The organism is Methylothermus subterraneus (assembly GCF_054656915.1).
In genome coordinates this window covers 139,433-165,715 of sequence record NZ_BAAHXK010000005.1, presented here as the reverse complement: position 1 = coordinate 165,715, position 26,283 = coordinate 139,433, and the positions used below count along the sequence as shown (strand labels likewise).

At 60.3% G+C, this 26,283-nt stretch carries 29 protein-coding genes; 11 read left to right on the top strand and 18 right to left on the bottom strand.

Going from position 1 to position 26,283, the window contains the following annotated elements:
* Positions 1-11: 11 nt before the first annotated feature.
* A complete protein-coding gene (locus ACYQ3M_RS06340) occupies positions 12-1,238 on the bottom strand; it encodes an MFS transporter (RefSeq protein WP_460035224.1) in 1,227 nt (408 codons plus the stop codon).
* A gap of 70 nt (positions 1,239-1,308) precedes the next feature.
* On the opposite strand from ACYQ3M_RS06340, the gene ACYQ3M_RS06335 reads away from it, so the two are divergent.
* The 4 genes from ACYQ3M_RS06335 to ACYQ3M_RS06320 are packed head-to-tail and all read left to right on the top strand — an operon-like array spanning position 1,309 to position 3,772.
* Positions 1,309-1,998, top strand: a complete 690-nt coding sequence (locus tag ACYQ3M_RS06335) for an SDR family oxidoreductase (RefSeq protein ID WP_460035223.1) — start codon at positions 1,309-1,311, stop codon at positions 1,996-1,998.
* A gap of 12 nt (positions 1,999-2,010) precedes the next feature.
* Entirely contained in the window at positions 2,011-2,295 is a 285-nt protein-coding gene (locus ACYQ3M_RS06330) for a cupin domain-containing protein (protein ID WP_460035222.1), read from the top strand.
* Entirely contained in the window at positions 2,292-2,780 is a 489-nt protein-coding gene (locus tag ACYQ3M_RS06325) for an NUDIX domain-containing protein (RefSeq protein WP_460035221.1), read from the top strand. The genes ACYQ3M_RS06330 and ACYQ3M_RS06325 overlap by 4 nt, the downstream gene beginning before the upstream one ends.
* Entirely contained in the window at positions 2,777-3,772 is a 996-nt protein-coding gene (locus ACYQ3M_RS06320) for a zinc-binding dehydrogenase (RefSeq protein WP_460035220.1), read from the top strand. The genes ACYQ3M_RS06325 and ACYQ3M_RS06320 overlap by 4 nt, the downstream gene beginning before the upstream one ends.
* On the opposite strand, the gene ACYQ3M_RS06315 is transcribed toward ACYQ3M_RS06320, so the two are convergent.
* Positions 3,758-4,507 (bottom strand): metal-dependent hydrolase, encoded by a 750-nt coding sequence (locus tag ACYQ3M_RS06315; RefSeq protein WP_460035219.1) that lies wholly within the window; start codon positions 4,505-4,507, stop codon positions 3,758-3,760. The two genes, ACYQ3M_RS06320 and ACYQ3M_RS06315, sit on opposite strands and share 15 nt — an antisense overlap.
* 44 nt (positions 4,508-4,551) lie before the next feature.
* On the opposite strand from ACYQ3M_RS06315, the gene gloB reads away from it, so the two are divergent.
* Positions 4,552-5,319: a hydroxyacylglutathione hydrolase gene (gene gloB / locus ACYQ3M_RS06310; protein ID WP_460035218.1), complete on the top strand. Its 768-nt coding sequence runs from the start codon at positions 4,552-4,554 to the stop codon at positions 5,317-5,319.
* 10 nt (positions 5,320-5,329) lie between these two features.
* On the opposite strand, the gene crp is transcribed toward gloB, so the two are convergent.
* Positions 5,330-5,986 carry a cAMP-activated global transcriptional regulator CRP gene (crp, locus tag ACYQ3M_RS06305; protein ID WP_460035217.1) on the bottom strand — a complete coding sequence of 219 codons (657 nt, stop codon included), beginning with the start codon at positions 5,984-5,986 and terminating at the stop codon, positions 5,330-5,332.
* A gap of 106 nt (positions 5,987-6,092) precedes the next feature.
* Here crp and ACYQ3M_RS06300 point away from each other — a divergent pair, with 106 nt between their 5' ends.
* The 3 genes from ACYQ3M_RS06300 to ACYQ3M_RS06290 are packed head-to-tail and all read left to right on the top strand — an operon-like array spanning position 6,093 to position 8,703.
* A complete protein-coding gene (locus ACYQ3M_RS06300; RefSeq protein WP_460035216.1) occupies positions 6,093-7,256 on the top strand; it encodes a M20 metallopeptidase family protein in 1,164 nt (387 codons plus the stop codon).
* Positions 7,246-8,358, top strand: coding sequence for a carboxylate-amine ligase (locus tag ACYQ3M_RS06295; RefSeq protein WP_460035215.1), 1,113 nt, complete (start codon positions 7,246-7,248; stop codon positions 8,356-8,358). Before ACYQ3M_RS06300 ends, ACYQ3M_RS06295 begins: the two co-directional genes overlap by 11 nt.
* 27 nt (positions 8,359-8,385) lie before the next feature.
* Positions 8,386-8,703: a DUF1820 family protein gene (locus ACYQ3M_RS06290; RefSeq protein WP_460035214.1), complete on the top strand. Its 318-nt coding sequence runs from the start codon at positions 8,386-8,388 to the stop codon at positions 8,701-8,703.
* A gap of 1 nt (position 8,704) precedes the next feature.
* Here the strand turns inward: ACYQ3M_RS06290 and ACYQ3M_RS06285 are convergent, their stop codons facing one another.
* From ACYQ3M_RS06285 to ACYQ3M_RS06225, 13 genes are all read right to left on the bottom strand, one after another.
* Positions 8,705-9,079, bottom strand: a complete 375-nt coding sequence (locus tag ACYQ3M_RS06285; protein ID WP_460035213.1) for a ClpXP protease specificity-enhancing factor — start codon at positions 9,077-9,079, stop codon at positions 8,705-8,707.
* A 3-nt stretch (positions 9,080-9,082) separates the two neighbouring features.
* Positions 9,083-9,700, bottom strand: a complete 618-nt coding sequence (locus ACYQ3M_RS06280) for a glutathione S-transferase N-terminal domain-containing protein (protein ID WP_460035212.1) — start codon at positions 9,698-9,700, stop codon at positions 9,083-9,085.
* Between the two features lie 44 nt (positions 9,701-9,744).
* The gene (locus ACYQ3M_RS06275; protein WP_460035211.1) at positions 9,745-10,458 is read right to left on the bottom strand and encodes a cytochrome c1; all 714 of its coding nucleotides are present in this window, start codon (positions 10,456-10,458) and stop codon (positions 9,745-9,747) included.
* A complete protein-coding gene (locus ACYQ3M_RS06270) occupies positions 10,455-11,840 on the bottom strand; it encodes a cytochrome b (RefSeq protein ID WP_460035260.1) in 1,386 nt (461 codons plus the stop codon). The genes ACYQ3M_RS06275 and ACYQ3M_RS06270 overlap by 4 nt, the downstream gene beginning before the upstream one ends.
* A 2-nt stretch (positions 11,841-11,842) precedes the next feature.
* Positions 11,843-12,436 carry a ubiquinol-cytochrome c reductase iron-sulfur subunit gene (gene petA, locus ACYQ3M_RS06265; RefSeq protein WP_460035210.1) on the bottom strand — a complete coding sequence of 198 codons (594 nt, stop codon included), beginning with the start codon at positions 12,434-12,436 and terminating at the stop codon, positions 11,843-11,845.
* Between the two features lie 89 nt (positions 12,437-12,525).
* Entirely contained in the window at positions 12,526-13,608 is a 1,083-nt protein-coding gene (gene hisC / locus ACYQ3M_RS06260; protein WP_460035209.1) for a histidinol-phosphate transaminase, read from the bottom strand.
* Positions 13,605-14,909, bottom strand: a complete 1,305-nt coding sequence (gene hisD, locus ACYQ3M_RS06255; protein ID WP_460035208.1) for a histidinol dehydrogenase — start codon at positions 14,907-14,909, stop codon at positions 13,605-13,607. Before hisD ends, hisC begins: the two co-directional genes overlap by 4 nt.
* On the bottom strand, positions 14,906-15,538 hold the full coding sequence (hisG, locus tag ACYQ3M_RS06250; protein WP_460035207.1) for an ATP phosphoribosyltransferase: 633 nt from the start codon (positions 15,536-15,538) through the stop codon (positions 14,906-14,908). Before hisG ends, hisD begins: the two co-directional genes overlap by 4 nt.
* The gene (gene murA / locus ACYQ3M_RS06245; protein WP_460035206.1) at positions 15,539-16,798 is read right to left on the bottom strand and encodes a UDP-N-acetylglucosamine 1-carboxyvinyltransferase; all 1,260 of its coding nucleotides are present in this window, start codon (positions 16,796-16,798) and stop codon (positions 15,539-15,541) included.
* The gene (locus ACYQ3M_RS06240; RefSeq protein ID WP_460035205.1) at positions 16,791-17,099 is read right to left on the bottom strand and encodes an STAS domain-containing protein; all 309 of its coding nucleotides are present in this window, start codon (positions 17,097-17,099) and stop codon (positions 16,791-16,793) included. The genes murA and ACYQ3M_RS06240 overlap by 8 nt, the downstream gene beginning before the upstream one ends.
* Complete coding sequence (gene mlaD, locus ACYQ3M_RS06235; RefSeq protein WP_460035204.1) at positions 17,092-17,568, bottom strand: outer membrane lipid asymmetry maintenance protein MlaD; 477 nt, start codon at positions 17,566-17,568, stop codon at positions 17,092-17,094. The genes ACYQ3M_RS06240 and mlaD overlap by 8 nt, the downstream gene beginning before the upstream one ends.
* 1 nt (position 17,569) lies before the next feature.
* Positions 17,570-18,349 carry a lipid asymmetry maintenance ABC transporter permease subunit MlaE gene (mlaE, locus tag ACYQ3M_RS06230; protein WP_460035203.1) on the bottom strand — a complete coding sequence of 260 codons (780 nt, stop codon included), beginning with the start codon at positions 18,347-18,349 and terminating at the stop codon, positions 17,570-17,572.
* Positions 18,343-19,149: an ABC transporter ATP-binding protein gene (locus ACYQ3M_RS06225; protein WP_460035202.1), complete on the bottom strand. Its 807-nt coding sequence runs from the start codon at positions 19,147-19,149 to the stop codon at positions 18,343-18,345. The genes mlaE and ACYQ3M_RS06225 overlap by 7 nt, the downstream gene beginning before the upstream one ends.
* A 161-nt stretch (positions 19,150-19,310) precedes the next feature.
* On the opposite strand from ACYQ3M_RS06225, the gene panD reads away from it, so the two are divergent.
* Positions 19,311-19,691: an aspartate 1-decarboxylase gene (gene panD / locus ACYQ3M_RS06220; RefSeq protein ID WP_460035259.1), complete on the top strand. Its 381-nt coding sequence runs from the start codon at positions 19,311-19,313 to the stop codon at positions 19,689-19,691.
* A gap of 5 nt (positions 19,692-19,696) precedes the next feature.
* Here panD and ACYQ3M_RS06215 read toward each other — a convergent pair whose 3' ends face one another.
* Positions 19,697-19,912: a DUF2905 domain-containing protein gene (locus ACYQ3M_RS06215; RefSeq protein ID WP_460035201.1), complete on the bottom strand. Its 216-nt coding sequence runs from the start codon at positions 19,910-19,912 to the stop codon at positions 19,697-19,699.
* Complete coding sequence (mgtE, locus tag ACYQ3M_RS06210; RefSeq protein WP_460035200.1) at positions 19,909-21,276, bottom strand: magnesium transporter; 1,368 nt, start codon at positions 21,274-21,276, stop codon at positions 19,909-19,911. Before mgtE ends, ACYQ3M_RS06215 begins: the two co-directional genes overlap by 4 nt.
* A 114-nt stretch (positions 21,277-21,390) precedes the next feature.
* Here mgtE and murJ point away from each other — a divergent pair, with 114 nt between their 5' ends.
* A complete protein-coding gene (gene murJ / locus ACYQ3M_RS06205) occupies positions 21,391-22,938 on the top strand; it encodes a murein biosynthesis integral membrane protein MurJ (protein WP_460035199.1) in 1,548 nt (515 codons plus the stop codon).
* Positions 22,935-26,282, top strand: coding sequence for a VanZ family protein (locus ACYQ3M_RS06200; RefSeq protein WP_460035198.1), 3,348 nt, complete (start codon positions 22,935-22,937; stop codon positions 26,280-26,282). Before murJ ends, ACYQ3M_RS06200 begins: the two co-directional genes overlap by 4 nt.
* The last annotated feature ends 1 nt before the right edge of the window (position 26,283 follow it).

The window sequence follows — 26,283 nt, the reverse complement described above, 5'->3', positions numbered from 1 at the left end:
ACTTGCCTAATTTAGCGCGCCGGCACTTGATGTAAAAGCCCCGCTCCGAGGATAAACAAAACCAAAACGCTCAAGATCCCTGCGCGCGGGTCTTGGAATAGCAAGCCGGTGGCACCCACCAGAAATGGCCCAAGGACCGCGGCGAATTTGCCCAACATGTTGTAAAAGCCAAAGAACTCCGCGGCGCAAGCTTTGGGGATCAAATGCGCGTATAGGCTGCGGCTTAGCGCCTGAACTCCTCCTTGCACCAGCCCGATCAGCCCCGCCAAAACGTAAAACTCGGCGGTGCTAGAGAGGCCGGCGGCAAACACGGTCACGCCGATATAGACCCACAGCCCGAGAAAAATGGCGCGTTTTGCGCCAATGCTCTCTCCCAGTCGGCCAAACAAGATCGCCGCCGGAAAGCCGATAAACTGGACCAGAAGCAGCGCCAAGATCAGATCTTTCCAGGCAAGACCTAGATTTAGGCCGTAATCGACCGCCATGCGGACGATGGTGTCCACCCCGTCGATATACAACCAGTAGGCGATGAGGAACAAAAACGCCGGGCGATGGGCGCGAAGGTGACTTAAAGTGGCAACGCATTGGCGCCAGCCTTGCCGCACCAAACTCAAGCTGGGTTTGGCTATAGGCTTTTGGGGAACATAGAGGCAAAGCGGCACGGAAAACACCAGCCACCAAGTCGCCACGCTGGCAAAAGATAAGCGAATAGCCTGTTCCGGCGAAGCCAAGCCCAAAAGCGCCGGGTTTAAAACCGTCCCTACGTTGCCGGCGAACAACAAGCCGCCGCCCAAATAGCCCAAGGCAAATCCCAAGCTGGAGACGCGCTCGTAGTCTTGGGGCTTGGCTACTTCCACCAAGAGCGAGTCGTAGAAAATATTGGCGCCGGAAAAGCCGATCAGCCCAAACCCGTAGAGGATCAAAGCCGCCGTCGCCAGCCCTGGACCTAAGGGGGCCAGGCCAAACGTCGCGGCGATGCCGAGCAGGGAAAAACCGAACAAAAGCGCCTTATGCAGCCGCCCCTGATCGGCGATGGCGCCAAGCAGCGGGGCCAAGATCATGATCAGAGCGCTGGAGGCGGCGTTGACCACCCCCAGCGCAAAGGTGCTTGCGCTCGGGTCGCCTTGGTGCCAGTATTGTTTAAAAAACAGCGGGAAGAATCCGGCCATGACCGTGGTGGCGAAGGCCGAGTTGGCAAAATCGTACAGCGCCCAGGCGACTCGAGGGGAAATGGGCATAAGGGCTTAAATCGGGATAGCAATTGGCGGCAATATTAACCGATTCTAAACGATCGGGGGATGACAAACTATGGCAGCAAGCAAGACCGTGCTGATTACCGGCGTCAGCAAAGGGTTGGGGCGCGCCTTGGCTGAGGAGCTTTTTAGCTTGGGCCATCGCGTCTTGGGCTGTGGGCGCAATCGCAGGGCCCTGGAAGAGCTGCAAGGGCGCTGGCCGCAGGGCAAGTTTGCCGTGGTGGACGTGGCCGATCCGAAGGCAGTGGCCGCGTGGGCAAAGGAGCTGCTCGAGGCGGGCGAGTGCCCCGATTTGCTCCTCAACAACGCTGCCCTGATCAACGCCAACGCGCCGTTGTGGGAGGTCCCGGTGGAAGAGTTTTCTGCGGTCGTCGACGTCAACCTCAAAGGGGTCTTCTACGTCCTCAAGTATTTCCTGCCGGCGATGCTCAGGCGCCAAACTGGGGTGGTCGTCAATTTCAGTTCCGGCTGGGGGCGCTCGACTTCGCCGGAGGTCGCCCCGTATTGTGCGACCAAATGGGCGATCGAAGGCTTAACCCAAGCCTTGGCCCAAGAGCTTCCGCCAGGAATGGCAGCGGTGGCGCTCAATCCCGGGATCGTCCACACCGCGATGCTGGACAGTTGCTTTGGCGTCCACGCGCGTCAGTATCCCGATCCGAGCGTGTGGGCCAAGGCCGCTGCGCCGTTCATTCTCGAGCTTGGGCCCAAGCACAACGGCCGTTCGCTGGCGGTACCTGGATTTTAAGGAGGAATTAAGGTGTTGACCGACGCCCGCTTGGAAGAGATTGCGCGCGATTGGCAGGCACGCGGGTTCAGCTGCGACCTGTGGGTGGACCCGCCGGGCCGGCGCTGGGAGAATTTCGTCCACGCGGTGGACGAACTGGTCTTGGTGGTGGAAGGGGAGATGGAGTTCGAAGTGGAGGGGCAAGTCTATCGCCCCAAGCCCGGCGAAGAGCTGTTCATCCCTAAAGGCGCGGTGCACTCGGCGCGCAACGTCGGCCGCCGCACCGCGCGCTGGTTATACGGTTATCGACGGGAATGAGCGCGCCGCCGGCGGTGGGAGTGAGCGTGTTGGTCTTCGACCGGCGCGGACGGGTGCTGCTGGTGCGCCGCGGCCGCCCGCCCGCCGAAGGCCTATGGCATCCTCCCGGAGGGCGGCTGGAGGCAGGGGAATCTTTGCTGCAGGCGGTGCACCGGGAATTGCGCGAAGAGACTGGGATCTGCGGGGTGCGACTGGGGCCGATCGTCGCGGTGGTGGAAAGGCGGCTGGACGGTTTCCATTATTTGATCGTGGATTTTTTGGGTTTTTTGGACCATCTCGATCCGCCTCTACCCAAAGCCGGTGACGACGCGCTCGAGGCCCGGTGGATCGATCTCGAGGAATGGTCGGCTTACGAGCTGGGCGATGGGCTGTGGCCCATCTTGGTGCGGGCGCAGCGTTTGCATCGAGGAGGGGTCGGCGGTTTGGTGAACGTGGACGGACGAGGAGCGGATTTCGTAGCGAAGGTTTGGAAGGAGGGAAAATGAAAGCGATCGTGGCACGGCACTCTGGGGGAGCGGACGTCTTGCGCCTTGAGACGGTGGACGACCCCAAGCCCAAACCCAATCAAGTTTTGGTCAAGCTCAAGGCGGCGGGAATCAACCCCATCGACTACAAAATGCGCCGCGATCTTGACCGGTTTCCGGTGACTTTGCCAGCCATTTTGGGTTGCGATGGCGCCGGCGTCGTCGTCGAGGTCGGCGAAGCAGTGAGCCGGTTTCGGGTGGGCGATGCGGTGTACTTTTGCCAGCCTGGATTCAACGGCCGGCAGGGGACTTATGCCGAGTACGCGGCGGTCGACGAGGCTTTGCTGGCCAAGAAGCCGGAATCGCTGGACTTTATCCAAGCGGCGGCGGTGCCGTTAGTGTTGCTTACGGCCTGGGAATCCTTATACGATCGCGTCCAGCTCAAGCCCGGGATGAAAGTGCTGATCCAGGCCGGCGCCGGTGGGGTAGGGCACATCGCCATCCAGTTGGCGAAACTGGCCGGCGCCGAGGTGGCCACGACGATCAGCACGCCGGAAAAAGAAGCCTTGGCGCGCCGCCTGGGGGCCGATTGGACCATCCGCTACCGCGACCAGGACGTGGCGGCGGAAGTTTTGGCCTGGACCGGCGGCAGTGGGGTGGAGGTGGCCTTCGATACGGTGGGAGGGCAAGTCTTTGCCCAGTGCTGTGCGTGCACCCGAGTTTACGGAGAAGTGGTCACGATCCTCCAGCCGCCTCAAGACTTCGATTGGACGCCGGCGCGGGTGCACAACCTCAAGATCGCTCTAGAGATGATGCTTACCCCCGTGCTTTTGGAGCTTCCCAAGTGGCAGCGGCACCAAGGCGAGATTTTGGAGCAGGCGGCGCTGTGGTTTGACCAGGGCAAGCTCAAAGTCGAAGTCGCCAAAGTCTATCCCCTCGCGGCCGCCGCCGAGGCCCAGCGCCATCTTGAGACGCAAGCGCCGCTTGGCAAGCTGGTACTAGCGATCGATTGATGGGACCTTGGGCCAAAGCCCCGCAAACCAGGAGCCTTGAGGCCACAGGCGCGCTTTGAAAGCCGCGTACAGGTGCCTGGCGTGGGCGGGCTTTGCGAGCAACGCAGGCTCGGGGAGGGTGGCGGCTAGCCCGACGGTCACTAAGCCCATCAGCAGGGAAGCCTTTAAGTTTTTAAAATCTATAGGTTTGAGCGCGGTGCCGAAAGAGCGCTTTAGCGTGCGACCCTTGAGATCGACGCTGAACAGCTCGTCAAGTATCAGATGCGTAAGATACCCCAAGCCAAGCAACAAACCGTGCAACCAGGCCAGCGTCGAGTTAGAACCGGCCAGGTGGTAAGAGGCGCTGGCCGTCGCTAGGGTAAAACACAAAACCGCCAGCAGCGAATGGAACACCCCGCGATGTTCGGTCAGACGCAAAAACAGCTCCAGGATGCCGAAGCGGATCGCGAGGAAGGCGCCAAGCCCTAGGAGGAACAGTTCGGCGATGCTGAACTGCCCCCGACCTAAAGCGTAGAATACCGCGCCAAAGGCGCCGATCAGACCGAGCGCGGTGAAGGCCAACCGAATGGGGGTGGAGTTGTCGGCGTCGAGGTCGGGCATTAGCCCCCCGGCTACCCCTAAGCCGAAAAGAAAGGGAGTTTGGCTAAAGGGGGTCAGGCCGACGCTCAGTGCTGCCGTTGTCGCCGCGCCGCTGACTAAGGTGGCGCCGATGAGGTGGGTTTTGAAGTTGGCCATAAATTAACTATATCAAATCGATTTTACGCCGAGGAGGGAAGCCGATGTTGGAAATCCTGCAAGTTCCTGCTTTGAGCGACAATTACATTTATCTACTCCATGAACCCGAGTCCGGGCAGACGGCGGCAGTGGATCCGGCCGCGGCCGAACCGGTATTGAGCGCGCTGGCAGCGCGCGGCTGGCGCCTGAGCTGGGTTTTTAATACCCACCCTCACTGGGATCACGTGGGCGCCAACCTGGCCTTAAAACAAGCCACGGGTTGCCAGGTGGTGGGGTTTGGCGGCGATTCCTCCAGGATCCCCGGCATCGACCGACTGGTCGGCGAGGGGGACGCGCTGGAGCTCGGCGCAAGCTCATGCAAGGTTTTGGAGGTTCCGGGGCATACCCGCGGCCACATCGCTTACTGGTTTGCCGAGGCGAACGCCTTGTTCTGCGGGGACACTCTGTTTGCTTTGGGCTGCGGAAGGTTGTTTGAGGGCACTCCCGAGCAGATGTGGAATTCCTTGTGCAAGCTGCGGGATCTACCGGAGGCTACCCGAATCTACTGCGCCCACGAGTATACTTTAGACAATGCCCGCTTTGCGCTTTCTCTGGAACCCGATTATCCGCCGCTTCTACAAAGAGCGCGGCAGGTGGAACAACAACGCGCGCACAATCAACCGACCGTGCCTTCGCTTTTGGGCGAGGAAAAACTCACCAATCCGTTCTTGCGCGCCGACGATCTAGATTTTCAGGCGCGCCTTAAGATGCGCGGGGAGAGGGCGGTGGTGGTGTTCGCCGAGATCCGGCGGCGCAAGGATCGGTTCCGCTAAAGTCAAGCCCCTAGCGCATTCCATAGACCACAATGGTTTTGCCGCGGACAGAGATCAAGCCGTCGGCCGCGAGGGCTTTGAGCACTCTGCCTGCCATTTCCCGCGAGCAACCGACGATGCGCCCGAGCTCTTGGCGGGTAATGCGGATCTGCATTCCCTCGGGATGGGTCATGGCGTCTGGCTCCTTGCACAGGTCCATCAGGGTGCGGGCGATGCGGCCGGTGACGTCCAAGAACGCCAGATGACCGGCTTTACGGCTGGTCTGAAGCAGCCGCTTCGAGACCTGCTGGCCAAGGGCGCGCAGCAGCTCGACCGCGTGCGGGGCAAGTTCGTGGTTCAAGCACTGCTCTAGGCGTCTGTAGCTGATCTCCGCCAGCTGGCAAGGCTCGCGCGTGCGCACCGTCACCGTGCGGGTGTTCTCGCCGAGAAAGACGCCTATTTCGCCGATGAACTCGCCCCGGTTCAGATAGCCCAGGATCAATTCGCGGCCGTCTTCTTCCTGGAAACTCACGCTTACCGAACCCTCGATGATGTAGTACAAAGTATCGCCCGGGTCGCCCGGCTTGATGATCGCGCAGCGGGCGGGATAACGGCGGCGATGGCAGCAGTGCAGGAAAGCTTCTAGGAATTTTTTGCCGGTGGCGTTTTGCGGGATCAAAGCTTGCATCGTTGTTCTGGGTCTATTTAAAGAGTCGTTTTTAAGTCTAGTCGATGTTGACCGTTTGGATTGGCGGCGTGGTATCTTTGGTCGCAGGCAAAATCGGGAGAAGGCGATGTTTGCGCAAGAGCTGGTCGATGCTTTGTATCCCCACTGGGTGGAGCTGAGGCGCGCTTTTCACCGGGAACCGGAGCTTGCGTTTGAGGAGGTGGCGACCGCCGAGAAGATCATAGCCGAACTCGAGCGCTTGCGTATTCCGTACGAATATCAGGGCAAAGGCGGCGCTGTTCTCGGTAGGATCGAGGGGAAGGGTGAGCTTACGGTAGCGCTGCGCGCCGACATGGACGCCCTGCCTGGGACCGAGACGACCGGTTTGCCGTTTGCCTCGGTGATCCCTGGGAAAATGCACGCCTGTGGCCACGACGCCCACATGGCCATGCTGCTCGGGGCGGCGGCGCTGCTCCAGGAAAATCCTCCGCCGGGGCGGGTGCTGTTGGTGTTCCAGCCGGCCGAAGAGAAAGGCGGCGGGGCGCGGGTGATCCTGCGTTCGGGAGCGCTTGAGGGGGTACGGGCGATTTTCGGCGGGCACGTTACCCACCATTACCGCGTCGGGGAGATTATGGTCGGGGAGGGGGTGGTGACCGCCCAGTCGGACAGCTTTGCGATCCATATCTGCGGGCGCGGCGGTCACGGCGCCCGTCCCCACGAGGCGATCGACGCGGTGGTGATCGCCGGTTTCCTGATCACGGCGGTCCAGACCCTCATCTCGCGGGAGATCGATCCGCTGCATCCGTCGGTGGTCACCATCGGCCGGGTGCAGGCCGGCAGCGCGCCCAACGTGATTGCGGAAGAGGCCTGGCTTGAGGGGACCATGCGGACGACCCACGCGGAGGCGCGGCGTCATCTGCATGCGGGTATGCGGCGCATGATCAAAGCGCTGGCCGAGTTGCATCGGGCCGAAATCGCGCTGGAGATCCGCGAGGGCTATCCGCCGGTGGTCAATTCTCCTAAGGAGACCGAAATCGCCCGCCGGGCGATCCTCCAAGTAGTGGGAGAAAAGGGGCTGGTTCCCATGGAGCACCCCAGCATGGGAGCGGAGGATTTTGCGTTTTACCTGGAAAAGATCCCTGGCTGCTACGTGCGCTTTGGCGCCAGGCGCGAAGACGAGTTTATTCCCCTGCACAGCCCGGCGTTTGATGTGAACGAAGAGGTACTGAAAGTGGGGGCGCTGTATTTTGCCCAGGTGGCCTGGGAGGCGCTGCGCGAATATGGCGGATGAGTTTTTGCTCTTTAAGGGGTCCAAGCAAGCCACCTTGGGTTTGGAGTGGGAGCTGCAGATTCTCGACCGCAAGAGTTTGGATCTTGCAGATCGCATCCAGTGGGTGCTCGAGGCCCTGCCTGAGGTCCCTTGGATCAAGCCGGAGTTGATCCAAAGCTGCGTGGAGATCGCATCCAAGGTGTGCACCGGCTTAGAGGAACTCAAAGCGCATCTTGAGGCGCTGCTGCGGCAGCTTCAGTCCGTCTGTAGCGACCTGGATCTGTGCTTGTGCGGGGCGGGGACCCATCCTTTCTGCCGACGGTTGGCCAAGATCACGCCCTTGCCGCGTTATCTCAAACAGAAGTCTTTGTACGGGTATCTCGCGCGCAGTCAGATCACGTTTGCCACTCATGTGCATTTGGGGATGCCGGATGCGCAAACGGCGTTGAAATTGATGCGGGAGTTTAAAGCCTGTCTGCCGGTGCTCATCGCCTTGAGCGCCAATTCGCCTTTTTGGCGCGGTTACCCTACTGGCTTTGCCTGTTACCGGCAAAGAATCTTGGCCTCCGGGCGCAGTTACGGGATCCCGCCTTCCTTTTCCGACTGGGCGCAGTTTTGTCGATTTTTTGCGCTCATGCAGCGGGCGCAAGTCTTTGCGAGCCTGCGCGATATCCATTGGGATATTCGCCCGCGCCCGGACCTTGGGACTTTGGAGGTGCGGGCGATGGACGCCCAGTCCAGCCTGCAGGATGCGCTGGCCATCGCCGCGTTTGTCCAGGCGCTGGCGAATTATTTTCTAGAGACCTCGCCTGAATTTCGGCCTTCGCTTGTGCCCAGGTCTTTACCCTGGTGGCTGGAGAAAGAAAATTATTTTCAGGCGACTCGCTTAGGAAGCAGCGCCCGTTATCTCGACGACCAGGGAGGCATCCATCCGTTGCGCGAGATCATCGAAGGGTTGTTTCAAGTTTTGCTGACCAGAGCCGGGAGAGAGCTGCAGCCGTATCTGCGCCATTTATACCGGCGCTGGCGGGAAGGTTTGGGTTGGCAAAGGCAGCTTCGGATATTTTGGGCACGTAGGCGAGTGACCGCGGTCGTTGCCGAGCTGGTGGCTGAGCTGTGTTAAAATTAAAATTTAATTCAAGAACCGCCCATGCCCGCAAAATCGGTTTTCAAAGTCGTCTTCATTAACCAGAATCAAGTCTATGAAGTGTACGCCAGACAGGTGTACCAGGGCGAGCTGTATGGATTCGTGGTGGTGGAGGATTTCGTCTTCGGCGAGACGAGCGCGATCGTCGTCGATCCTTCCGAAGAAAGGCTCAAAGCCGAGTTCGGCAACGTCAAGCGCAGCTTTATCCCCATGCACGCGATCTTGCGCATCGACCAAGTGGAGAGGCGCGGCGCAGCCCGCATCTTGCCGCTGCCCGAAGGTTCGGGCAAGGTGACGGCGATCTACCCGCCAAAGCAGTAGTTTACTTGACGACTTTCAAGCTCGGGCGCTTTGGTTTTTCTTCGGGCGGCGTGGGCGGAGAGGGTTCAATTTCTTCGTCGAAGATCATGCCTTGGCCGGTTTCTTTGGCATAAATCGCCAAAACCGCGTTGACCGGCACCTGGACTTGCAGCGGCATCCCGCCGAAGCGGGCCTTGAAAGCGATCGCTGCATTGCCCAGCTGCAGGTTGACGACCGCGGTGGGGCTTAGGTTCAACACGATCTTGCCGTTCTGAGCATATTGGCGAGGAACCTCCACCCCCTCGCGTTCGGCATCTACCAAAATGTAAGGGGTCATGGCGTTGTCTACGATCCATTCGTAGACAGCGCGGATCAAGTAAGGGCGAAGTGCGGTCATGGGTTAAGCCGACAAGCGTTGAGGCGATTCGAACATCTCTTTTTCGGGACCGCTCAGGCTTCGGCGAAAGCTTGGGCGGGAAAAGAGCCGCTGCGCGTAGTCGAAGATGGGGCGAGGGGTCTGCGAGAACTCAAGTCCTAGCCAAGGCAGCCGCCACAACAAAGGGGCCAGTACGCAGTCGATGAGGGAAAACTCGTCGCTGAGGAAATAAGGTTTGGCAGCAAACAGCGGCGCAGCTGCGATCAGCTCTTCTTGAAGCTGCGTGCGCAGCTGAGCGGCCTTTTTTTCTTGGGAGCGTTGAATTTCTTCCAGCAGCCGATACCAATCGCGGTGGATGCGATGGATCACCATTCTCGTGTGGGCCCGGGCCATGGGCTCCAAAGGATAAAGGGGCGGATGAGGGTAGCGCTCGTCCAAATACTCGATGATGATTTTGGGCTCGTAAAGGACCAGTTCGCGATCGACCAGCGTCGGAGTATCGCCGTAAGGGTTGAGCTCGGCGAGCTCCGGCGGTGGATTTTGGGAGTCGATAAAGCGGATGTCCCCATGAATGCCTTTTTCGTGCCAGACAAAACGCACCTGGTGGCTGTAAGGGCAAATGGGAGAGCAGTAGAGGATCATCGTGGTCTGGTCGTGGACACAAGTAAAATTTCTATCATAGAAAATCAATGGATGTCCTTCCAATAGGCTTGCTTTAGGCGGTACATAACCAACGCCAGAACGATTAGAAACCCGATCACGTACTTGCCCAGCCTGCGCCGTTCGAGTTGACTCGGCTCGGCTGCGTAAGCGAGAAAATTCACCAGATCGGCCACGGCCAGATCAAACTCTTTTGGACTCAGCGCGCCCGGTTCGACCAATTTAAGCCCGCGCACGCTGGGGGTAGAATCGACTTCCTCAATTACCGCGATCTGTTTTCCTTGCAGATCCCAAAGCACGTTAGGCATAGCCACGTCTTTGAAGACTAAGTTATTGACCCCAAACGGGCGCGCATCGTCTTGGTAAAAGCCGCGAAGGTAAGTATACAGCCAGTCGGTTCCAAGCGCCCGGGCGCGCTCGGATAGGTCCGGCGCCGGCACTCCGAACCAATGGGTAGCGTCCTCGCTCGCCATGCTCGAGGTCAAGGTGCCGGTGATGCGCTCCAGCGAAGGAAACAGCGCCTTGAACTCCGCATCGCTAAATTGAAGATCCTGTTTAAGGCGCAGATAGCGCAGGTGTTTTAAGGAATGGCAGCCCAGGCAGCGGTCGACGTAGAGTTTGGCGCCGCGGCGCAAGGAGGCGGTATCGTAAACATCGATATCGGGTTGTGCCAAGGGGGCGCTAATGGCCTTGCTCAAAATGGGCCAGAGGGCAAGCAGGATCCAAACGTAAAGCCTCATAGAAATTTGCTCAAAAATTTATTGTTTTGAATGATTTCGCGGATTTGCTGCCACTTTCCGGCGACTTTTGGATAGTAAGGGGTGCTTTTAAGGTAGGCGATGCCGGCGCGGATCCGGTCCCAGTGCCAGCCCTGACGCTCGGATAGCGGCGCCGGCGGCCACACTACCCGTTCTGGAACCGGCAAGGTCGCCTCCAGGCGAGTGTAGATCGGCATCAGCAGGAAGAAGCCAAAATAGATTAGGGTAAAGACGACGCCGAACACTGCTGCCGTAGGGGTAGGCGGAATGGTGCCAAGATAGCCTAAGCCGATGAAGCTGATGGCAAACAAAGTCAAAGCGATCTTGTAGCTCCTACCCCGGTAACGGATGGACTTTACCGGACAGCGGTCCAGCCACGGCAAAAAGAACAAGATAAAAATCGCCGCAAACATCGCCAGCATGCCGCCAAACTTGCTCGGGATCGCCCGCAGCACAGTGAAAAACGGGGTGAAATACCACACCGGTTTGATATGCTCAGGCGTTTTGAGCGGGTCGGCGGGGATAAAGTTGGGCGGCTCCAAAAACAGCCCCCCCATTTCTGGGGCGTAGAACACGATAACAGCGCACAGGGTCAAAAATACGCAGGCGCCGAACAGATCCTTGACCGTGTAATAAGGATGGAAAGGAATGCCATCCAGAGGGACGCCATTGGCATCCTTGAGCTGTTTGATCTCGATTCCGTCGGGATTGTTGGATCCCACCTTGTGTAGGGCAACGATGTGCAAGAACACCAAAACGACCAGAACCAGCGGGATGGCGATCGCGTGAAGGGAGAAAAAGCGGTTGAGGGTGATGTCGGAGACCACAAAATCGCCCCGGATCCAAGTGGCAAGGGTCTCGCCTACCCCCGGGATGGCGCTAAACAGCGAGATGATCACGTTGGCCCCCCAATAGGACATCTGTCCCCAAGGCAACAAGTACCCCATGAAGGCTTCGGCGATCAGCGCTAAGAACATGCTCATGCCGAGGATCCACACCAGTTCGCGCGGTTTTTTGTAGGAACCGTACAGCAGGCCGCGGAACATATGGAGGTAGACCACGACGAAGAACATCGACGCCCCCGTCGAGTGCATGTAGCGGATCAGCCAGCCCCAGCGGACGTCGCGCATGATGGTCTCGACCGAGTCGAACGCCAATCGAGCGTCCGGCTTGTAGTTCATGGTCAGCCAGATTCCCGTCACGATCTGGTTGACTAGGACCAAAAGCGCCAGCGAGCCAAAAAAATACCAGAAGTTGAAATTCTTCGGGGCGTAATACTTGGCAAAATGTTCGTTCCAGACCTTGAGCAGCGGGAAGCGCTCATCGAGCCAAGCGATGAGTCGGTTCGGGTGCGCTTGGTTCATGGTCATGCCTCTTCCTGTTCTTCGCCGACGACGATGCGCGTGTCGGTGAGGTAGCGATACGGGGGGACGGTCAAGTTGGTGGGGGCAGGAACCTTTTTATACACCCGCCCGGCCAGATCGAAGCGCGAGCCGTGGCACGGGCAAAAGAACCCCCCCAGCCAGTTCTTTCCCAGATCGGGCGGGGCGACCTCGGGCCGATAACTCGGCGAGCAGCCAAGATGAGTGCAGATTCCCACCGCGACGAAAATCTCCGGCTTGATCGAGCGGTAGCGGTTTTTGCAGTTTTCCGGTTGGATGGACTGATCCGAATCCGGATCGCGCAGCAAAGGCTCCAGCTCAGGGAGGGTCGCGAGCATCTCCGGGGTACGCCGCAGCACCCAGATGGGTTGGCCGCGCCATTCCACCCGGATCATTTGCCCCGGCTCAAGCTTGGCGATGTCCACCTCGATCGGGCTGGCCGCTTCCAAGGTTCCGTGATTGGGCCGCAAATAACCGATAAAAGGCATCGCGGCAAACGCCACCCCGACCGCGCCTAAGGCGGCAGCGGTTTGCGTCAAAAAGCGGCGTTTTTCAAGATCGATGGGAGTTTCATTCATGCAAACCTCGTTTTTCCCTTCTTGACGCTCATCTGTAAAAAAACCGATTTTGCCGTCATTTGCCGCCAGGGTCAATGTTGCTTCATCCCTTAGCCAGCAAAGCCCAAGGCAGCGCGCAAGGCGCGCAGGAAGGCCTGATTCTCTGCCGGCGTGCCCACCGTCACCCGCAGGCAGCCTTGAAGCAGCCCGCCCTGGGGATTGAGGTTTTTGATCAATACGCCTTGACTCTTGAGACCATTGAATACCCGGTCGGCCTCTTTGACCCTAAAGAGAATGAAATTGGCGGCGCTGGGAAAGGCTTGAACTTGCGGCAACGAAGCCAGTTCGGTAAAGAGCGCCGCGCGTTCGGCGCGGATGCGCGCGGTCTGCTGCTGGAAGACTTCAAGGTGGGTTAAGGCGAATTCGGCGCTGAGCTGGGTCAGGACGTTGATGTTGTAAGGCAAGCGCAGCTTGTTAAACTGCTCCAGCCACTCCCTCGGGCCGGCGAGAAAGCCGAGCCTAAGGCCCGCCAGCCCCAGCTTAGACAGCGTCTGCATCACCAAGAGATTGGGGAACTGACCGAGCCGGTCCGTAAAACTGACCTGGGCAAAAGGCGCATAAGCCTCATCCACAATGACTAGCCCCGGCGTCCGCTCGATGAGGGTAAGGACGGCGGAGGCGTCGAACAGGTTGCCGGTGGGGTTGTTGGGATAGGCAAGAAACACGATTTTTGGACGATGACGCGCGATGTTCGCGAGCATGGCGTCCAGGTCGAGCGAAAAATCGCGGTTAAGGGGAACGCCGACGAAATTCACGCCCAGCCATTGCGCTACCTGCCGGTACATGACAAAACTCGGTTCCGGGGCTAAAACAGTCGCGCCAGGATGCCCTGCCAAGGCCAACAGCACGATCTGGATGATTTCGTCGGAGCCGTTGCCAAGCAAGACTTCAGCGTCCTTAGGGAGGTTGGCGTAGCGGCGCAGCGCTGCCTTCAAAGCCGACGCCTCCGGGTCGGGATAACGGTTGGGGCGGGCTTGGCTTAAGTAGTTAAGCCAGCCCTCGACCAAGCTTTCCGGCCACGGATAAGGATTCTCCATCGCATCGAGCTTGATCCTCCCTTCCGCGGCGGCAACCGAATAGGCCGTTGCTTTAAGGATTTCTGGACGGAAGAAGTCTTGCGGCTTTAGGCTCATGGTTGGATTCGATAGGCGGCTGAGCGCGCGTGGGCGATAAGCCCCTCCCCTTCGGCCAAGACCTTGGCGGTTTTGGCCAAGCGCGAGGCGCCCCCTGCACTGCATCCGAGCAGGCTGGTGCGCTTTTGGAAATCGTAAGTCCCTAAAGGCGAAGAGAACCTGGCCGTACCCGAAGTGGGCAACACGTGGTTGGGGCCGGCGCAATAATCCCCCAGGGCTTCTGGCGTATAAGGACCTAGAAAGATCGCGCCCGCGTGGCGCAGCTTAGGCAACAGCGCCTCTGGATCGGCCACCGCAAGTTCCAAGTGCTCCGGCGCAATGCGGTTGGCCAAGGCGCACGCTTCCTCCAGATCGCGGACCTGGATCAGCGCGCCGCGCTTTTCGAGCGCAGCGCGGATCACCGCCTGCCTTGGCATTTCCGGCAACAGCTTGGCGATGCACGCGGCGACGCGGTCGAGGTAAGCGCCGTCCGGGCACAAAAGCAGCGCTTGGGCGTCCTCGTCGTGTTCGGCTTGGGAGAACAGGTCCATGGCGATCCAGGCCGGGTCGGCCGAACCGTCGGCAAGGATCAGGATTTCCGAAGGGCCGGCGATCATGTCTATCCCTACCTCCCCGAACACCAGCTTCTTGGCGGTGGCCACATAGACGTTGCCGGGGCCGACGATCTTGTCCACCTTGGGGATGGTTTCGGTGCCGTAGGCCAAGGCGGCGATCGCCTGCGCGCCGCCGATCCGGAAGACTCGGTCCACCCCCGCGACGGCGGCGGCCGCCAGCACCAGCTCGCTGAGCTCGCCCTTGGGGGTAGGGACGGTCAGGATCAGTTCTGGCACCTCCGCGACCTTGGCCGGAATCGCGTTCATCAGCACCGACGAGGGATAGGCGGCTTTGCCGCCGGGTACATAAAGGCCGACTCGCTCCAGAGGGGTGATCTGTTGGCCGAGCAGGTTGCCGAATTCGTCGCGGTAGTGCCAGGAAGCCAGCTTTTGCTGCGCGGCGTAGGCGCGGATGCGGGCCGCGGCGGTTTCAAGGGCCTCGCGTTGCTCCTCGGGGAGCTTGATTAGGGCTTCCTGAAGGCGGGCGCGCGGCAGCTCCAATTCGGCCACCGAAGCGCACGTCAACCCGTCGAAACGGCGGGTGTAGTCCAACACCGCCGCATCTCCTTCGCACCGTACGCGGGTCAGGATTTCGAGCACGGCCTGATGGATCTTCGGGTCGAACTGGGCGTTTTTGGCCAACAGCCAGGCCAATTGCGAGGCAAAGTCGGCGTCGTGGGTGTTTAGACGGCGTAGAGTCGGGTTCATGCTTCCCCCTTGATGTGGACTGCGCGCGCCAAATCCGAGATGAGCGCTTTGATCGGTCGGTGTTTGATCTTCATCGCCGCTTTGTTGACCACCAGCCGGGAACTGACCTCCAGGATCAGATCGCGCGGCTCGAGCCCGTTGGCGCGCAGCGTATTGCCGGTATCGACCAGGTCCACGATGCACTCGGCCAGGCCAACCAGGGGGGCCAGCTCCATGGAGCCGTAAAGCTTGATGACTTCGGCTTGGATGCCGCGCTCGGCGAAATAGCGTTTGGCGGTGTTGACGTATTTGGTCGCCACCCGCAATCGCCGCGTGTCCCAGCTTGCGCCTACAGGCCCTGCGGTCATCAGGCGGCAGCGTGCGATCTTAAGGTCCAGCGGTTCGTACAAGCCTTCGGCGCCCAACTCGACCAGCACGTCCTTGCCGGCGATCCCCAGGTCGGCCGCGCCGTATTCTACGTAGGTAGGCACGTCTGCGGCGCGGACGATGAGCAAGCGCACCTGAGGGTGCGAGGTGGGCAAGAGCAGGCGACGCGAGTCCGGGTCGGCGACCGGTACGATTCCTGCCTGCGCTAACAGCGGCAGGGCTTCTTGGTAAATTCGGCCTTTGGAGACGGCGATGGTCAGCATCTATTCCCGAATTCTTTGGACGGTGGCCCCGAGTTTGGCGAGCTTGGCTTCGATGCGCTCGTACCCCCGGTCGATATGATAAATGCGATCGATGACGGTTTCACCTTCTGCCGCCAGTGCGGCCAACACCAAACTGGCCGAGGCGCGCAGATCCGAGGCGCAGACCGGGGCGCCCTCGAGCTTTGCGACCCCCCGGCAGATGGCGGTATGACCCTCGAGGGTGATGTCGGCCCCCATGCGGCGAAGTTCCAGGGCGTGCATAAAGCGGTTCTCAAAGATCGTCTCGGTGATGATTCCCACCCCTTCCGCGATGCAGTTTAAAGCCATCAGCTGGGCTTGCATGTCGGTAGGAAAACCGGGATACGGGGCGGTGTGAAAGGAAACGGCGCGGGGGCGGCTCGTCTGGCTGAGTTCGATCCAATCCGGCCCGTGGATAATGGCGGCGCCGGCTTCTTTGAGCTTGTCGAGCACCGCGTCCAAGAGTTCGGGGCGGGTGTGGGTAGTGCGGATGCAGCCTTGGGTGATGGCGGCGGCGGTCAAGTAGGTGCCGGTTTCGATCCGGTCCGGCAGAATAACGTGGTGCACAGGACCGCTGTCTAGGCCATCGACCCCCTCGATTTCCAGCACGTCGCTGCCGATGCCGGAAATTTTCGCCCCCAGTTTGACCAGAAACTCGGCAAGATCGGTAACTTCGGGCTCGCGCGCGGCGTTTTCGATCACCGTCTTGCCTTGGGCAAGGACCGCGGCCATCATGAGGTTTTCGGTCCCGGTCACGGTGACTTGGTCGAGCACCAGCCGGCAGCCCTTGAGCCGTTTGGCGCGCGCATGGATGTAACCGGCTTCGACCCGAATGTCGGCGCCTAGCGCTTTAAGCCCCTTAAGGTGCAGATCCACCGGGCGGGCGCCGATGGCGCAGCCGCCCGGCAAGGAAACGATGGCCTCGCCGCAGCGCGCAAGCAAAGGCCCCAACACCAAAATCGAGGCGCGCATGGTGCGGACCAATTCGTACGGGGCAAGAACACTTTCCGGCTTGCTGGCCTCAATCTCGAGCGTGTTGGCGCCAAAGCGATACCTCACACCCAGCTGAGAGAGCAACTTGAGCATGGTCGCAATGTCGCGCAGCTCTGGCACGTTCTCTAACACCACCGGCGCTTGGGTCAACAAGGTGGCGGCCAGAATCGGCAAGGCAGCGTTTTTGGCGCCCGAGATGCGCACCTCACCGCTCAAAGGGCGACCGCCGGAAATGAGCAACTTATCCATGCCTAATAGGAAGCAGGTTTTCTAGGTTGTAGGCTCTGGCCATGGCCTGAAGCTGAGCAGGAAGATTGGCCAAGGTCAGGTGGAGCTTGCGCTTCTTGGCCAGACGCAGCCATTCCACGAGCAGGGCAAGCCCGGCGCTGTCGGCACGGCGCACCCCGGAAAGATCGACGGTGATCTCCCGATCCGCCTTGGCGAGCAAGCGTCTGGAGGTTTTCCACACGGCCGCCGCGGTGGCAAAGGTCAAGTCGCCGCGGATTTGCAAGCGGCCTGGGGCGGTTTCCTCGAGGGAGACCTCACTCATCGGTACCGCTTTTTTCTGAGCTTTTGACCAGAAACTTGCCGATCAGCTCTTCCAGCACCAGCGCCGACTGGGTGATCTCCAGGGTGTCGCCGTCTTTGAGATAATCGGGGCTGCCGCCCGGTTCCAGGGCGATGTATTGCTCGCCCAAAAGCCCGGAAGTGTAGATGCTGGCGATGGTATCGTCCGGCAAGCGGTAACGAGGATCGATGCGCAGTTCCACGATCGCCTCGTAACGATCGTTGTCGAGCTGGATGTTCGCCACCCGGCCGATCAGCACCCCGGCGATCTTGACCGGGGCTCGGACTTTGAGGGTGCCGACGTTTTGAAACCTGGCAAACAGCCTATAGCCCCTGTCCGCCTCGTGAAATTCGCGCAGATTGCTTACCTGCATGGCGAGCATAAACAAGGCGGCCAGGCCTGCGGCGACGAATACCCCGACCCAGATTTCGACGATTCTGGAATTGCCCATGTTATTTCCCAAACATCAGTGCGGTGAGGATAAAATCCGAGCCCAAAACCGCAAACGCCGAGTAAACCACCGACCGCGTGGTGGCGCGGCTGACCCCTTCGGCGGTGGGGACCGCGTCGTAGCCTTCGAACACCGCGATCCAGGTGACGATGACTCCGAACACCAGGCTTTTGATCGCGCTGTTGACGATGTCTTCGCGAAAATCGATGGTGGCGCGCATTTGCGACCAAAACGAGCCTTCGTCGACCCCCAAAAGCCCCACGCCGACGAAGTAGCCGCCGTAGATGCCAATGTAGGTGAACAGCGCCGCCAAAAGCGGCATCGCCAGAATGCCTGCGTACAGCCTCGGGACGATCACGTAGCGCATGGGGTCGACCGCCATCATCTCCATCCCAGAGAGCTGTTCGGTGGCTTTCATCAGGCCGATCTCGGCCGTCAGGGCCGAACCTGCCCGCCCGGAGAAAAGCAAGGCGGTCACCACCGGTCCTAGCTCGCGCACCAAGGAAGCGGCCACCATCACCCCTAAGGACTCCTCGGCGCCAAAGTCCGAGAGCACGTTGTAGCCTTGCAGGCCCAGCACCATACCGACGAACAGGCCAGACAGGGAGATCAACGGCAGGCTCAGCACGCCGACCGCGTACAGCTGGCGGATTAAGAGCCTAAACCGGCGCAGGAGCTCGAAACTGCCGATTAAAGCCTGGAGCAAAAACAGGTTGGCGCGGCCCAGTTTGGCAAAGCCGGCCAAGGTAGTGTGCCCGAGCTTTTGCAATGCTCCTAGCATTGGAGCAAATCCTCAGCGTAGCGGGGCGCAGGGTAATGAAACGGGGAGGGCCCGTCGGGAAGCCCGTGCAGGAATTGCTCGACCCACGGGGAAGCTGCGTTCTCCAGCTCTTTGGGGGTGCCGCAGCCCACCACCTTGCCTTGCGACAGCACGTAGATGTAATCGGCGATCGAGGCGGTCTCCTGGACGTCGTGGGAGACGATCACGGAGGTCAGCCCCAAGGCGTCGTTGAGGGTGCGGATCAGCTTTACCAACACCCCCATGGAAATGGGGTCCTGGCCGGTGAACGGCTCGTCGTATAGGATCATCGCCGGATCCAAGGCGATCGCGCGGGCTAGCGCGACTCTGCGCGCCATGCCGCCGGACAGCTCGGCCGGCATAAGGTGCCTGGCCCCGCGCAACCCCACCGCCTCCAGTTTCATCAGCACCAGCGTGCGGATCATGGATTCGGGAAGATCGGTGTGCTCGCGCAAAGGAAAGGCGACGTTGTCGAATACCGAAAGATCGGTAAAAAGCGCCCCGGTTTGGAACAGCATGCCGATGCTCTGGCGCAGTTCATACAGGCGGCGGCGAGAGAGTTTAGCCACCTCTTGGCCGAAGACGAGGATGCGGCCGCGGTCCGGTTTGAGCTGTCCGCCGATGAGTTTAAGCAAAGTGGTTTTGCCGGTTCCGGAAGGCCCCATGATCGCGGTCACCGAGCCGCGGCGGATGGTAAGCGTGACGCCATCGAAAATCTTGCGACGGCCGCGCGAAAACACCAAGTCCTCGATGACTACCACTGCTTCGGAGGGCCGATTCAAAGCGTTCGCCTGGGTTAATCAGATCAAAGCCAAACATTTTCCCTAAGGAATCCCCGGCAAGTCAACGCCGGACTGGGCGGTGGCTTCCCAAGCCAAAGGCTTTGGCTTGATGCGAGCTTAGTAATTGGAGGATAATGAATAAAATTACTTTGGATATCGCTATGTACTTGACTTTGCTCAAGGCCAAGCTCCATCAAGCGCGGGTGACGCACTCTGAGCTGTTTTACGAAGGTTCGTGCGCCATCGACAGCCACCTGCTCGAGCAAGCCGGGATCTTGGAGTACGAGCAGATCCACATTTACAACGTCAACAACGGCGAGCGCTTCGTTACTTACGCAATCTGCGCCGCCGCCGGCTCTGGGATCGTCTCCGTCAACGGCGCTGCCGCCCGGCGGGCCGCGGTGGGAGATACGCTGATCATCTGCGCTTACGCCACCTTAGATCGCCAAGAGCTCGCCAATTTTCGGCCGACTTTGCTTTATCTTGACGAGCGCAACCGCATCGTCCGCGTCGGCCATTCCATTCCAGTGCAGGCGGCCTAAATCCCCTAGCGGCGGAAAAACAGGTTAAGGATCAAAGTCAGCACCAGGCTGATGAGGAGCATCGAAGTGATGGGAACGAAGATGAATTTATGCTCGTCCTGGATGCGAATGTCGCCGGGCAAGCGTCCAAACCAGCCGATCAGTCCCGGCGCGTAGGTTAAGATCAAGCCGATCAGGAGAAAAACGACGCCTAAAGCGAGGAAAAACTTACCTCCGCTCATAACAACCACCACGTTGCCAGTCCCAAAAACGCCATAAACCCGACCACGTCGGTCACCGTGGTCAAAAAGATGCCGCTGGCGATCGCCGGATCCACCTTGAGCTTACGCAGCAGCAGGGGGATCGCCGTCCCCGCCACGGCGGCGCAGAGAAGATTAATGACCATCGCCGCGCCGATCGTCAAGGCGACCTTGGGTTTGCCAAACCAAAGCAAGGCGACCGCACCGACCATGAGCGCCCAAAGCAAGCCGTTGAGCAGGGCGACGGTCAGTTCCTTAGCGAACAGCATGCGCAGGTTGGATTTCCCGATTTGTTTGAGCGCCAGCCCGCGGATGACCAGCGTTTGGGTTTGAATGCCGGCATTGCCGCCCATGCCGGCGACGATGGGCATCAAGACCGCCAACGCCACCTCTTTTTGAATGGTGGCCTCGAACCAGCCGATCACCGAGGCGGCCAGGAAAGCGGTGAGCAAATTGATCCCCAGCCACACGGCCCGCTTTTGGGCGCTCTCCAGCGCCGGCGCGAACATGTCGGTTTCCTCGCTCAAGCCCGCCAGCCCCATGAGGGTGTGGTCGGCCTCGTCGCGGATCACGTCCACCACGTCGTCTACGGTGATGCGGCCTAGGAGGCGGTTCTGGCGGTCGACCACCGGCGCCGATATCCAGTCGTGGTGTTCAAACAGCACGGCGACCTCAGAGCTCGGCAGATCGGCCGGGATCGCCTCCACTTGGGTGAGCATCAGCTCGCGCACGGTTTTCTTCGGGTCGCGGGTCAAAAGGGTAGCGAAGGGCAAAATCCCGAGCAGATGGTCGTTTCCGTCCACCACGTATAGACTATCGGTCAGGTCTGGCAATTCGCCGCGGCGGCGCAGGTATCTTAGAACCACGTCCAAAGTCACGTCCGGGCGGACGGTGAGGGTGTCGGTGTGCATCAGGCTGCCGGCGGTGCCTTCGGGGTAGGCTAGGACTTGTTCGAGCCGGCGGCGATCGGTCTGGCTTAAGGTTTGGATGAGCTTGTCGCGGACCTTTTCCGGCAGTTCTTCGATAATGTAAGCCAGATCGTCCGGGTCCAGGCTCCCGGCGGCTTGGACCAGGTCCTCCAGATCGGTTTGTTCGATCGCGCGGATCAGCCCGGTGCGGACCTCGTCGCCCAACTCCACCAGCACTTCCCCGGCGGTTTCAGGCGGCAGCAGGCGCCAGATTGAGATCCGGTCGCCGGGCGGGAGGGCCTCGAGCAGGTCAGCGATTTCCGCCGGGGTCAGCGCTTTGAGCAGCAGCCTGAGCTCGTACAGTTTGCCGTGCTCTAGGTCTTCGGTTAGGGTCTTTAAATACCGCTCGGTATCGTCGTGTTCGGCGCTCAGGGGCATAAAAGGAGCTTTCTTGGCCGGAAAATTGCGAAAAGCCAAATTCTAACAGAGCTTGCTGTTTCCGTATCGGTTAAGTGCTTATACTTAGACCTCTTTTGCCAAAGTGAGGGGAAGTTGAGCGGCAGATTGTTCAAGTCGACCGCCGTCGTCGGCGGCATGACCTTGATTTCTAGGGTCTTAGGGTTTGTACGCGACATGGTCGTGGCCATGGTGTTCGGGGCCGATGCGGCCACCGACGCGTTTTTCGTGGCGTTCAAGATTCCCAACTTTTTGCGCCGGCTGTTCGCCGAGGGCGCGTTCTCCCAGGCCTTTGTGCCGGTGATGGCCGAATACAAGGAAAAACGCGGCCAGGCGGAATTAAAAGCGTTTCTTGACCGGACCGCAGGCTCCTTGGCTTTGGTGTTGCTGGCGGTGACCGCGCTTGGGATTTGGGCCGCGCCTTGGATCGTGCTGGCGTTCGCTCCGGGGTTTGCGCGCTTTAGCTCCCAGTACGAGTTGGCGGTGGAGATGCTGAAGATCACCTTCCCGTACCTGTTTTTCATCTCTTCCACCGCTTTGGCGAGCAGCATCCTCAACACTATGGGCCGCTTTGCTCTGCCGGCTTTGACCCCGATCTGGTTGAACTTGAGCCTGATCGCTTCTGCCCTGTGGCTTGCGCCTAAGCTTGCCCAGCCGATTACGGCTTTGGCCTGGGGCGTGTTCGCGGCCGGTCTTTTGCAGCTTTTATTTCAGTTTCCCAGCCTGTGGCGCCTTAAGCTTTTGCCCAGGCTGCGCTATGGCTTTCACGATCCGGGCGTGCGCAAGATCTTAAAGCTCATGCTGCCTGGCCTGGTCGGCGTTTCGGTGACCCAGATCAACCTGTTGGTGGACACGCTGTTTGCTTCGTTTTTACCGGCGGGGAGCATCAGCTGGCTGTATTATTCCGACCGCTTGGTTGAGTTTCCTTTGGGGGTGTTCGGGATCGCCCTGGCGACGGTGATTCTGCCCAACCTGGCCAAGGACTGGGCAGGAGGGCGGCGGGAGTTGTTTGCCGCGACTTTGGACGTAGCCTTGCGCTGGGTGATCCTGATCGGGCTGCCGGCGACCCTGGGGCTGGTAATCCTGGCCGAGCCGATCCTCATCACTTTGTTTCAGTACCGCTCGTTTACCGCCTATGATGCCCACATGGCAAGCTTGAGCCTGATGGCTTACGGCGGAGGGCTTTTGGGCTTTATCCTGGTCAAGATTTTGGTCCCCGGATTTACCTCGCGCCAGGACACCAAAACTCCGGTCCGGTTTGGGGTGTGGGCGATGCTCGCCAACATCGCTTTCAACTTCGCCCTGATCTGGCCTTTGGCGCATGCCGGACTGGCGCTTTCGACTTCGCTGGCGGCGTGCTTGAACGCTTGGCTCCTGTTCGTCCGCTTGCGGCGCGAGCGGGTCTATCGACCGGGTGCCGGCTGGGGGGGGTTCTTGCTGCGGGTGATCTTGGCCAACGCCGTGTTGGGCAGCGGGTTGTACTTTGCCGTGGCCAGCCGAGACTGGCCGGCCATGCCGGGTTCGGAGAGGGCATGGGTGCTCGGCTTGGGGGTAGGAGTTGGGGTTTTGGTCTATGGGGGATGCTTGTGGCTTGGCGGGCTCCGCCCCCGCCACTTGGTAACGGTAGCGGCCAAAAGCGCATGAGAGGCTTTTGGGTCTTAGGCTATGGCCTGCTCTTGGTCTATGGCAGCCTGTTTCCTTTCGAGCACCTGCCTTGGGACACGCCGGTAGCGGTCGATCGCTTGTTCGATTGGGAGGCGGCGCGGCGTAGCTATTCTGCGCCCGACGTCTTGGTCAATTTGCTCGTGTATCTTCCCTGGGGCTGGCTAGTAGTCGCGCGGCTTGACTTTTTGCTGGTCGGGTGGGCGATGGCGGCGGCGGTGTTGAGCGGCTTTGGCTTGAGTTTGACCGTCGAGTATTGGCAGCTGTTCTTTCCAGCGCGCGTCGCCTCTTTGGGCGATGTGGCGATGAATACCTTGGGGACGGGGTTGGGGGCCCTGGCCGGCATAGCTTTTCGGCGCCTGCCGCTGGGCGCGCGGTGCAAAACCTTAATTCTACGCTGGGTCCGCGCCGATCCTCTGGCCGATCTTGGGGCCTTGGCGCTGGCGTGTTGGGCCTTGTCGGAGCTGACCCCTCTGGTGCCTTCTTTGGACTTAAGCGCGCTCAAGCACGGGGTCAAACCGCTGTGGGAGGCCTGGCAGGGGATCCGGCCGCTGAAAGCGGCCAAAGCCTGGGTGGCGCTGCTGCATTTTACGGCTCTGGGGCTTTTGTTGTTCCGTATCCTGCAGCCCAAGGCGCCGTTTGGGAGGATTTTCTGGGCGGTCTTGGGCGGGGTGCTGTTGGCCAAGATTCCGATCGTGGGCCGGCAGCTGAGCTTAGAGGCTGGCTTAGGCTTGATCGGGGCGAGTTTGGGTCTGGCTTTTTTAAAAGGGCTGGAGGAGCGGGCCGGGTCGGTCTTGGGCATTGTCTTAGTGCTTGCCGCTCAAGTCACGGAGGCGCTGACGGCCGAAGAGGGAGGGCGGGTCGTCCCGACGCTCAACTGGATTCCCTTTGCCGCCCAGCAGCACGGCATCACCGGCCTGATCGATATCCTCCTTGGAATCTGGCCGTATCTGACCTTAGGCTTTTTTGCCCATACGTTTGTGTCCGAACCGAGGCGGTGGCTGGCGGCGCTCTTGGGAGGCGCGGCGGTATTTTCTCTGGCGCTGTATCTGGAATGGTGCCAAAGGTCCATCCCTGGGCGCTATCCCGATGCGACCGACGCCTATTTGGCCTGGGCGGCTTTCGCGTATGCGATGCTCAAAGTCAAGGCCAGGCCAGAGGCGCCGGCCTTGGCCTGGCGGCCGCAGGTCAAAGGCCGCCTTTGGCTTTACGGGCTGGCGGCGGTCGTGAGTTTGACCACCGGCCGCCTGGTCTGGATGGATTCTGCGGCAGGCCACAAATCCGAGCGGGCGCTGCCGCGCCCTGAGGAGTTGCCGGCGCCGAACTTACCGCAGTTTCGCTTTGCCCATCCGCGCCTGCCTGCGCCTTCGCCGCTCGAACTTTTGGAGCTCAAGCGACGCAATCCGAGCTATCTTCGCTTGCACGCGCAAAAGGCGCAAAGAGGAGAAGGGGACTTTTATTCCATCGCCCTGGTGGCTTTAGCAGACCCGGCGCAAATCGATCTTAATCGGGTGGTCGAACGCCTAACCGGGCTGCAATACGTTTGGCGTGGCCACGAGCAGGCCCAGCCTTTGGCGGTGGTCTACGATTGGCTCTATCCAAAACTGTCTTCGCCTCAGCGCCAAAGGCTTCAGGAAAAACTGGCCGAAGGCTGCCGCTACCTTGCCGACTATATCCGCAAGGAGGCGCTGTCGCCGTACAACGTGTACTTCTACAACCGCCCGTTCCAGGCCTTGATGGCGGTAGCGCTTTCCCTGTACGGCGACCACCCTCAAGGGGAACCGTGTCTGGCGTTCGCCTACGAGCTTTGGAAACACCGCGTGCTTCCGGTATGGCGCCAGGTGATGGGCAAAGCCGGCGGCTGGCATGAGGGCGGCGAGTACGTAGGCATCGGGATCGGCCAGGCGATCTGGAGCGTGCCGGCGATGTGGCGCTCTGCCACCGGCGAAGACCTGTTCGCCAGCGAGCCCGGGATCCGGGGGTTTTTGGACTTTTTGCTCTTTCGCCGCCGCCCCGACGGGACGCACATGCGCTGGGGGGATGGGGCGTTTTTCGACCGCGAGGAGCCCGAGCGCTTTGCCCTCGCCTTAGAATATCGCCATCGCGCCGCCTACCGCTTTTTCGGCTGCCTTCGCAACTTCCAGCCCACCGCCTGGCCGTGGGGGCCGCTTCCGGACGACTCTTTGTGCGATCCTGGCGCAGTTGCGACGCTGCCTTTAGAAAAATGGTTCGACGGCATCGGCATGGTGATCGCGCGCAGCGACTGGAGCCGCGAAGCCACCTACGTGACGTTCAAGGCCGGAGATAATTTTTGGTCGCATTCGCACTTGGATCAGGGGTCTTTCACCCTCTACAAAGGCGCCGAATTGATCGTCGACAGCGGCGTCTATGGCCCGCACTACGGTTCGGACCATCACTTGAACTACGCTTATCAGACCATCGCCCATAATACCCTCACCGTCACCGATCCTAAAGACACGGCTTGGATGCCGGGCAAAGACGAGCAAGAGCCGCGTCCAATCGCCAACGACGGCGGCCAGCGCCGGGTGGGTTCGGGCTGGGGCAAGCGCGCGCCGATCGATCTTGCCGAGTGGCAGGAAAACTTCGAGACGTATCACACCGGAAAAATTCTGCGCTATTTTGCCGGCGACGACCTCATCGTGGCGGTGGCCGATCTGACCCCGGCCTATACCAACCGCCGCTGCGGTAAGGGCAATTTTTACGACCGCACCTGCCGGGTGCAGCGCTACGTGCGGACTTTCGTCTACGACCGCAAAGAAGATACGGTCCTGATCCACGACGACGCAAGCTCTACCGACCCTTCTTTCATCAAGCGCGTTTTGCTCCACACCCAGGAGCGCCCGCGCGTCCTAGGCAACAAATTCTTTGTGGAAGTGCTTCCCGATCCGGCCCGGAACCAAGTTGGCGGCCGCCTGGAAGGGGAGGTGCTGTTTCCAAAGGAGGCGTGGTTGAACCTGGTCGGCGGCCGAGGCGCGGAGTTTTGGGTCGACGGCCGAAATTACGACGAAGAAGGAAAAATCTGGCCGTTTCTCGCCCGCTATCGCCGGCATCCGCCCGAACCTGGGCGCTGGCGCATCGAGATCGTACCGCCTGTGGCCCAACGGCGCGACCGCTTTTTGGTGGCGCTCAAGCCTTCGCTCTTTGGCCGCGAGAACCTTACCCAGGTGCAGTTGCGCGAGCGTGCGGGCGAGTTCATCTGCCGCCTTTTAGGACCGGAGCGCGTCGTCGAACTCAGCTATCCGTCGGATCGCTCTGGGCTTGTCTTAAACTGGGCTGGCCGGCAAGTGGATCTGACCGTGCCGTGAT